4 protein-coding genes are annotated in these 7,382 nt (G+C 72.0%); 2 read left to right on the top strand and 2 right to left on the bottom strand.

The window, feature by feature from the left end:
* Together G6028_RS02795 and G6028_RS02790 are read left to right on the top strand one after the other, a co-directional pair.
* On the top strand, positions 1 to 1,193 hold a 1,193-nt coding region (locus G6028_RS02795), incomplete at its 5' end, for an arabinosyltransferase C-terminal domain-containing protein (protein ID WP_182657981.1).
* 22 nt (positions 1,194 to 1,215) lie between these two features.
* Entirely contained in the window at positions 1,216 to 4,542 is a 3,327-nt protein-coding gene (locus tag G6028_RS02790) for an arabinosyltransferase domain-containing protein (protein ID WP_182657980.1), read from the top strand.
* Between the two features lie 179 nt (positions 4,543 to 4,721).
* Here the strand turns inward: G6028_RS02790 and G6028_RS02785 are convergent, their stop codons facing one another.
* Both G6028_RS02785 and G6028_RS02780 read right to left on the bottom strand, forming a co-directional pair.
* The gene (locus tag G6028_RS02785) at positions 4,722 to 6,275 is read right to left on the bottom strand and encodes a carboxyl transferase domain-containing protein (RefSeq protein WP_182657979.1); all 1,554 of its coding nucleotides are present in this window, start codon (positions 6,273 to 6,275) and stop codon (positions 4,722 to 4,724) included.
* Positions 6,272 to 7,382, bottom strand: a 1,111-nt coding sequence (locus G6028_RS02780; RefSeq protein ID WP_182657978.1) for a thioesterase domain-containing protein, incomplete at its 5' end; no start/stop codon positions are given. The genes G6028_RS02780 and G6028_RS02785, both read right to left, overlap by 4 nt.

Raw genomic sequence — 7,382 nt, 5'->3', positions numbered from 1 at the left:
GGGGCCCCGGCATCGACGGCGCCCCGCTGACGATCGTGGCGTTCTCCGTCGTGATCTTCGAACTCGTCTCCGCCGTGACCGCCGTGTTCGTCCAGACCCCGGCCTACACGGTCGGGCGCGCCAACCTGCGCGCCCTCAGCGGGGAGCCGTGCTCGCTCGCCGACTCGGTGCTCGTCGAGGAGGACTCCAACGACGGCCTGCTCCGGGCCGTGGGCGCGGGACCGGAGATATCCCTGGGCGCGGGGGTGGTCAACGGGTTCGCACCCAACGGCCTCCCCGACACGATCACGGTCGACAGCGAGGAGTCGTCGGGGTCGCTGGCCCTGTCCGACTCCGGTGAACGCGAGCCGGGGGACGGCGTCGACGCCGGCACCACCGGCGGCCGGGGAGAGGTCACCGTCAACGGCTCCACCGTCGCGCTGCCCTTCGGTCTGGACCCCGAGACCACACCGGTCCTGGGCTCCTACCGCCGCGGGCCCCAGGTCGCCGCCGAACTCACGTCGGCCTGGTACGAGCTGCCCGCCCGCCGCCCCAACAGCCCCCTGCTGGTCATGGCCGCCGCGGGCCGGATCGGCAACGGCGATCTGACGATCGAGTACGGGCGGCCCGGCCGGGTCGGTGCGGCGGGCCCCACCGACTTCGAGGTCATGGGCTCCACGACCCCCGTCGACATCGGTCCGGCCCCCGCCTGGCGCAACCTCAGGATCCCGCTGGAGTCGATCCCCGCCGACGCGGAGGTCGTGCGAGTGGTGGCGACCGACGGCAATCTCGACCCCGACTGGTGGCTCGCCGTGACCCCGCCCCGGAACCCCCGGTTGCGCACCCTCGACGAGGTGGTGGGCCACTCCGACCCGGTGCTCGTCGACTGGGTGGTGGCCCTGGCCTTCCCGTGTCAGCGTCCCTTCGTCCACAACGGCGGGGTCGCCGAGATCCCCCGCTACCGGATCCTCGCCGACCGCGAGTCCTCGGCCGCCGCGAACTGGTGGCAGAGCGCGGGTGGCGGCGGACCACTGCTGTGGACCACCCAGACGGTGGAGGCCGTCACCGTCCCCACCTACCTCGATCACGACTGGTCGAGGGACTGGGGGTCCCTCCAGCGGTTCGAACCCCTCGACCCCGGGGCGACGCCCGCGGACCTCGTACGCAGCAGTTCCGTCCAGTGGGGCTGGACCACGCCGGGTCCCATGAAGTGACCGTCGCCTAGAATCGGGCGTCGTGTCAGACTCCACCGCAGCTTCCGGCCCGGTCGCCGCCGACGCCCGTGTCGCGAGGCTCCGCCTCGTCGCCATCGTCAGCGGCCTCCTGGGCACCCTGTGCTTCCTCTCCCTGCCGTTCCTGCCGGTCAACCAGACCACCTCGAGCGTGCAGTGGCCACAGAACGGATCGGTCGACTCGGTGACCGCGCCGCTGATGGCGCACTCGCCTCAGCGGTTCACCGCCACCGTGCCCTGCACCCTGGTCGCGGACCTGCCCGCCGACGGCGGGATCCTCCTGTCCACCGCTCCGGCGGGCGGCAAGGACTCCGGTGACCGGGCGCTGTTCGTCCGGGCCTCCCAGGACACGGTCGACGTGGTCTCCCGCAACCGGGTCGTCGTCTCGGCCCCGCGGGAGGAGGTCGCCGCCGGGGAGTGCACGCAGCTGACCCTGACCGCGGCCCCGACCTTCGTGGAGGCGGAGTTCGAGGGCATCGACGATGCCGCCCGCCGGGTCGACGCCGACGACCTCCGACCGATGGTCGTGGGTATCTACACCGACCTGCCCTCCGACACCGCGGTCCCCGACGGCCTCGAGGTGGCCGTGGAGGTCGATTCCCGCTTCACCACCGATCCGACCCTCCTCAAGTGGGCGGCCATCGTCATCGGGCTGATCGCGACGGCCGTGGCCCTGTGGGCGCTGCACGGGCTCGACCAGACCGACGGCCGCCGGTCCCGCCGCTTCCTGCCCCGCGGGTGGTTCAGGATCCGGCTCCCGGACGTGGCCGTGATCGGCACGCTCGGTGTGTGGCACTTCGTCGGCGGCAACACCTCCGACGACGGCTACATCATGTCGATGGCCCGGGCCGCCGACCCCGCCGGCTACATGGCCAACTACTACCGCTGGTACGGGGTACCCGAGTCGCCCTTCGGCTCCCCCTACTACGACCTGCTCACGATGCTCGCGCACGTGTCCACCGCCAGCCCCTGGATGCGGCTCCCCGCCCTCATCGCCGCGATCCTGTGCTGGCTCGTCATCAGCCGCGAGGTCCTGCCCCGGCTCGGCCGCGCCGCGCGCACCACCCCGGTGGTCGTGTGGAGCGCCGCCGCAGTGTTCCTCGCCTTCTGGATGGCCTTCAACAACGGCCTGCGGCCCGAGCCCGTCATCGCCCTGGGCGCGCTGCTCACCTGGGTCTCCGTCGAACGCGCCATCGCGACCCGACGCATGCTGCCGTACGCCATCGCGGTGATCCTGGCCTCGTTCTCGCTGGCCACCGGCCCCACCGGCCTGATGGCCGTCGCCGCACTCGTCATGGGGCTGCGCCCCGTCCTGCGCACCGTCGTGGTGCGCGGACGCGAGGTCGGCTCGCACCTCGCGCTCATCGCCCCGGTGCTGGCCGCCGGGACCATGGTGCTCATCAGCGTCTTCGGCATCCAGTCCCTGGCCTCCGTGCTCGAGGCGATCCGGGTGCGCGGCGAGATCGGCCCCAACCTGAACTGGTTCGAGGAGTTCGTCCGCTACTACTACCTGATGATCCCGACGGTCGACGGATCGCTCTCCCGCCGACTCCCGGTCCTGCTGGTCCTGCTGTGCCTCATCATGGTGATCGGCACCCTGCTGCGCCGCGGCAAGATCCCGGGCGCGGCCTCCGGGCCCGTCTGGCGCCTTGTCGGCGTGGTGGTGGGCACCGCGTTCTTCATGATGTTCTCCCCCACCAAGTGGACCCACCACTTCGGCGTCTACGCGGGGATCGGGGCGGCGATCGCGGCGCTCGGCGCCATGGCCATCTCCGCGTCCGCGGTCCGCACCGCCCGCAACCGGACGGTGTTCCTCGGGGTCATCCTCGTGGTGCTCGCGCTGGCCTTCGCCGGCCCCAACGGCTGGTGGTACGTCTCGAGCTACGGCATCCCCTGGTGGGACAAGGCGCCCAGTGTCCGCGGCATCGACGCCGCGACCGTCCTCCTGGGCCTGGCCGTGCTGACCTTCGCCTACGCGGGATGGCAGCATCTGCGCCAGGACTACACCGGCACGCAGGCGCCCAGGACGCGCGAGGGCCGGCGGCGCATGAGGACGATCGCCGCCGCACCCATCGCGGTGGTCGCGGGTCTGCTCGTCGTGTTCTCCGTCGCCTCGTTCGCCAAGGGGGTCCACAAGCAGTACCCGGCGTACACGATCGCGGCCGGCAACTTCTCGGCGCTCGCCGGGAACCCGTGCATGCTCGCCGACCGTGTGCTGGTGGAACCCGATGCCAACGCCGGCATGCTCACCCCGCTCGCCGCGACCCCCCGACCGGACGGGTCGATCGACCCCGCCGACCGCGCGGCGGCCATCGAGGCCGGCGACAACTCGGGGTTCACCCCGGACGGCGTCGCGCCCGACCTCTCCGCGGACGCGGTGGTGGCCGATCCCGGTGCCGCCAACACCACCCAGGAGCCCGGCGGCGGCCCCTCCGTCACCACCGGCGAGAGTGCCGGCACCGCCGGCGGCCAGGGCGCCGAGGGCGTCAACGAGTCGACCGTGGCCCTGCCGTTCGGGCTCGATCCCGCCACCACCCCGGTGCTCGGGTCGTACCTGGTGGGTCCGCAGCGCGAGGCGAACCTCGAGACCGGCTGGTACCGGCTCCCGGAGAACCGTGAGACGCATCCGCTCCTGGTGATCTCGGCCGCCGGACGGATCGGCCGCTACGACGCCGACGGCCTGTACAAGTACGGGCAGGAGGTCATCGTCGAGTTCGGCCGCGCCACCGAGGGCGGCGCGGACGTGGTGGGCGAGCCCGTCGTCCCGTTCGACATCGGCCCCGCCCCGACCTGGCGGAACCTCCGGGTCGACATGCAGGATGTGCCGGCCGAGGCCGACGTCATGCGGATCCTGGTCGACGACGACGACCTGACCCCCGACCAGTGGGCGGCGATCACCCCGCCGCGCGCGCCCGAACTCGTCACGGTCCAGGAGCTGGTCGGGTCGGAGTCGCCCGTCATGCTGGACTGGGCGGTGAGCCTGCAGTTCCCGTGCCAGCGGCCGTTCTCGCACTACGCGGGGGTCGCCGAGCTGCCGGAGTACCGGATCCTCCCGGACCGGCCGCTGGCGGTCGCCGCCACCAGCACGTGGCAGTCGTACGAGTCCGGGGGCCCGCTCGGGTGGATCGAGGTCGCCCAGCGCGCCCGCACGATCCCCTCGTACCTGCGGCACGACTGGAACCGGGACTGGGGCTCCATCGAGGCGTACACCCCGCTGGGGACCTACCAGGAGGACCCGCCGGCGCCGGCCGAGGTGACCACCGGGACCGAGACCCGCTGGGGCTGGTGGCAGCCCGAGGGCCCGATCCTCGTGACCGACCCGGAGTCCTAGGCAGGGCTGACGGCGGGGCCTCGAGGGGCTCTGTGGCCCGCCCAGGGCCCCTGGGACCCACCGGGACGACGCAGACGAGGACCGGCCCGCCCCCGGGGAGGGCGGGCCGGGCGGATCCGGGCCGACGCGGATCCGAGGAAGGGCGGGCCGGGTGGAACCGGGTCAGCCGCCCTGAAGGGTCACAGCGGGGCGATGGGGTGCTTGCGCGGGGGCTCGTTGCGGACCTTGTCGCGCAGCTGGGCCAACGCGCCGCGCAGGACCAGACGAGTCTGCGACGGCTCGATCACCGCGTCGATGTACCCGCGCTCGGCCGCGGAGTACGGGGTCGCGATGAACTCGTTGTACATGTCGATCAGCTGCTTGCGGAGCTTGGGCCCCTCTTCCGGACCGGCCTCCTCGATCTGCCGACGCTGGAGCAGGTCCACCGCGCCCTCGGCGCCCATCACCGCGATGCGTGCGGTGGGCCAGGCGAAGTTGAGGTCGCCGCCGAGGTTCTTGGACCCCATCACGGCGTAGGCGCCGCCGTAGGCCTTGCGGACGACGAAGGTCACCTTTGGCACGGAGCTCGCGGCGACCGCGTAGCCCATCTTGGCCCCGCGGTGGATGATGCCGAGCTTCTCCTGCTGGACACCCGGCAGGTACCCGGGGGTGTCGACCACGTAGACGATCGGGATCGAGTAGGCGTCGCACAGCAGCATGAAGCGCGTGGCCTTCTCCGAGGCGTCGATGTCCAGGGACCCCGACAGGTGCAGCGGCTGGTTGGCGACCACGCCGACCGACTCGCCGTCGACCCGGGCGAAGCCGGTGATGATGTTGGGGGCGAACTGGCCCGAGGTCTCGATGAACTCGCCGTCGTCGAACATCCGGATGAGCACGTCGTGCATGTCGTACGCCGCGTTGTCCGAGTCCGGGATGATCGAGTCGAGCTCCAGATCGGACCCGGTGGGTGCCGGCTCGAGACCGGGGTTGATCCGCGGCGCCTTCTCGGCCGCCGAGGAGGGCAGGTAGCTGAGCAGGTTCCGGACGTACATGAAGGCGTCGTGCTCGCTCACGGCGACGTGGTTGACGTTGCCGTTCTTAGCCTGCTGGAGGGCGGAGCCGAGGTCCTCCATGGAGATGTCCTCGCCGGTGACCTGCTTGATCACGTCCGGGCCGGTGACGAACATGTACGCCTGGTCCTTGACCGCCACCACGAAGTCGGTGGTCACGGGCGCGTAGACGGCGCCGCCGGCGCACTTGCCCAGCATGATCGAGATCTGCGGGATGTACCCCGATGCCGGGTACTGACGCTTGGAGATCTCCGAGTAGTACGCCAGCGAGGTGACGGCGTCCTGGACGCGGGCCCCACCGGAGTCGTTGATCCCGACGATCGGGCACCCCACCTTGAGGGCGAAGTCCATGATCGCGCAGACCTTCTTGCCGAAGCCCTCGCCCACCGACCCGCCGAAGACCGTGTTGTCGTGCGCGTACACGACCACCGGACGACCGTCGATGGTGCCGCGGCCGGTCACCACGCCGTCCCCGAACGGGTTGTCCGGGCTGCCGGGAGCCTTGGCCAGCTGGCCCATCTCCACGAAGCTGCCCGCGTCGAGCAGCTCCGCGATGCGCTCCCGCGGCGGGGTGTGACCCGCGGCGTCCCGGCGGGCCCTGGCCCGCTCGCTGCCCGGGTCCCGGGCCTGCTCGGTCTTGACCCGCAGTTCCGCGAGCTTCTCCGCGGTGGTCCTAGCCGTCACGCGTCCGATCCCTTCAGTACTCCCGCGTCGATCTCCGAGAGACGACGCGCCAGATGCTTACCGACCGTACCGACCACGGGTTCGTCCACCACCGCGAGGTGGTCACCCTTGAGCTGGACCACCTCGAGATCGTTGACGATCCGGCCCCAGCCACCATCGGTGTCGACCCGCGCGTAGCGGGGCTCGAGCTCGATCGCGCCCTCGTGCATCCGCTCCGCGCGGTAGAGCACGAAGGAGACCTCCGCGCCGACGCCCGACCACGTGGACAGGTCCGCGCTCTGCAGGATGCGGTTGTCGACGAAGCTGGCCCGCTGGTGCTCGATGACCCCGCCGCCCATCGCGTTCGCCTCGGCGCCCAGGCCCTCGAGCAGCATCCCCAGCACGCCGTCCTCGCCGTGCTCGGCGAGGAACTCCCGCGGCACCTCCACGTCCAACCCGTAGGTCCGCTTGGCGAACTCGGAGTACCGCTTCCAGCGCGCCTCGGCCTCGTCGAGGGTGTCCGGGATCGGCTCGGAGGGCTGCACGGTGTCGAGGAGTGCCACCAGCGCCACGACGTCGTCCGCGGCGCGCAGCTGACGGGCGACCTCGACCGCCAGGGCGCCACCGAAGGACCAGCCGCCGAGCGCGACGGGCCGTCCCGAGGCGATCTCCCGGATCCTGTCGAGGTACCCGGCGGCCCTCTCCTCCAGCGGCCCCTCGGTGCGCTCGACGCCGTAGACCGGGGTGTCACCGTCCAGGCGATCGACCAGCGGCTCGTACACGAACGACGACCCGCCGGCCGCGTGGAACAGGAACAGGGGGGTGCTGTCGGCGGAGCCCTCGCGCAGGACGCGGATGTTGCCCTCGACCGCCACCTCGGTGAACGGACGCAGCAGGTCGGCGACCTCCGCGATCGTCGTGGCCCCGGCCAGCTGCTCGGCGGTGATCTCGCCGCCACAACGGGTCGACAGCCGCTCGGCCAGGGCGGTGCGGGTGGACTCGTCGAGCGCGGGCAGCGTGCCGGTCACCCCGGGGGCCGAGGCACCGGTGACCACGGCCCACGCGCCGAAGGCCATCCGTTCGGTGTCGTCACGGGGCGCGATGGCGACGTCGGAGGCGGCGGAGTCA

The organism is Dietzia cercidiphylli, from assembly GCF_014145145.1.
Lineage (GTDB): Bacteria > Actinomycetota > Actinomycetes > Mycobacteriales > Mycobacteriaceae > Dietzia > Dietzia natronolimnaea.
This window is presented reverse-complemented; position numbering and strand designations above follow the sequence as displayed.